Below are 1,777 nucleotides of genomic sequence, written 5' to 3' on the forward strand. Positions count from 1 at the left end.
CCGCATCGGTCAGCTCGCGCGGCGTGCCGAGGTGATCCAGGTGGTAGTAATAGACCTGTGAGGCCGCGCCCTGCCGGTCGATGCAGGCCAGCGGCCGGAAGCTGCCGGGCTCGAACAGATAGGTGCGCTGCCGCGCCGCCCGGGTCTCCTGCAGCAGCCGCGCGCCGTCATAAATGAAGCGCGTTTCGCCGTCGGGCGTCTGTTTGGTGGTACGCCGGCCCAGCGGATCGTAGCGGTACTGGCTGACGCCGTGCGGCGTTTCGGCGCGGATCAGCCGATTATCGCTGTCGTAGGCGTAGCGCGTGACGAGCCGGCCCTGCTTGCCGCGCCGTTCTTCGGTCAGGTTGCCGGCCGCGTCATAACTGAAATGCCGGTCGCCCAGCAGCATCAGGCGGTCGCCTTGGACCAAGCCGCCGCTGTCCTGATTGACGCCGATCAGGTTGCCGGCCGGGTCGTGCACGAAACGTTCCGGCGTCAGGCCGTCGACTTCGAGCAGCCGGTCGGCCGGATCGTACAGATAGCGGCTGGCGCCCTGGCGCAGGTCGTCGACGGCCGCGAGCTGGCCGGCGGCGTCGTAGCCGTAGCGCCGGCCGAGTACGGCAGCTTTATCGCGCCGGCCGGCCTGGTGTTGGGTCAGTCGGCCCAGCGGATCGTAGGCGTAGCGGCTGACCAGCTGGCCCTGCTGGCGGGCGGTTTCCAGGCCTTGCTCGTCGAACTGGTGCCGGCTGAGGATTTCGCCGTCCAGGCTGACCGTGTGCAGGCGGCCTTGGGCGGTGTACGCGTAATTGATACGCTGGCCCGTGGGCGTGACGGTCGCCGTGCGCCGGCCCAGGGCGTCGTATGCGTGCGTGACCGCGGCGTCGTTCTGGCTTTCGCTGACGACCTGGCCGAGCGCGTTGTACTGGAACTGCAGTTGCGCGTGGCTGTTGCGGGCGCGGCTCAGGCGACCGAGCGGATCATAGGCGAATTCGCTGACGGCGCCGTCCCCGCCGGTCTTTTTCAGCAATCGCCCGAGCGGGTCGCGCTGAAAGCGCGTGACCTGCCAGGCCTGCTCGCCGCGCTGGGCGTACAGGTCCAGTTGGCCGGCGGCGTCGTAGTGGTAGCGCTGGACGCGGCCGTCGAAGCCGATCTCTTCGATGAGATTTTCGTCCTTGTCGTAGTTGAGCTGGTAATGCTCGCCTTTGGCGTTGCTCAGCCCGGTCAGGTTGCGCTCGCTGTCGTAGTGATAGCGCAATACCTGGCCGGCCGGGTCGATGCGCTCGGTGAGCTGTGACAGGCCGTCGCCGTAGCGGTACTCGGTGCTGCGCCCGGCCGCGTCGGTGTAGCGGGTCAACAGGCCGGCCTCGTTGTATTCCAGCTTGACCACGGCGCCGTCGGAGGCTTTGACGGCAATGATGCGGCCGGCAGCATCGTACCGGTACTGGCTGACCTGCTGGTGGTGCTGGGCGGCGATGAGGCGGTCTTCACCGTCGTAGCGGTAATGCCGGCGGCTGCCGTCGAAGCCGATCTCGCCGACCAGGCGCGCCTGCCCGTCCCAGAGCAGGGTGCGGGTCTGGCCTAGGGCGTTGGCGATCTGCGCCGGCAGGCCCTGGTCGGTGTAGGCGATGCGCGTGACGCCGCCTTGCGGGTCCTCGGTTTGGATCAAGCGGCCCTGGTCGTCGTAGCCGCGGCGCCAGGTCTGGCCCAGGGGATCGGTCAGGCCGGTCAGCTGGCCCGTTTCGCTGTAGGCTAGCTGCGTCGTATGGCCGAGCGGGTCGGTCACGGCGGTCAGCCGGCC

General features: G+C 68.7%; 1 protein-coding gene. It reads right to left on the minus strand.

The window, feature by feature from the left end; all coding sequences use genetic code 11:
- Positions 1-1,777 (minus strand): RHS domain-containing protein (locus IT781_RS21735; protein WP_194972261.1); only part of this gene is annotated, 1,777 nt, incomplete at both ends.

Source organism: Methylobacter sp. BlB1, assembly GCF_015476545.1.
Lineage (GTDB): Bacteria > Pseudomonadota > Gammaproteobacteria > Methylococcales > Methylomonadaceae > Methylobacter.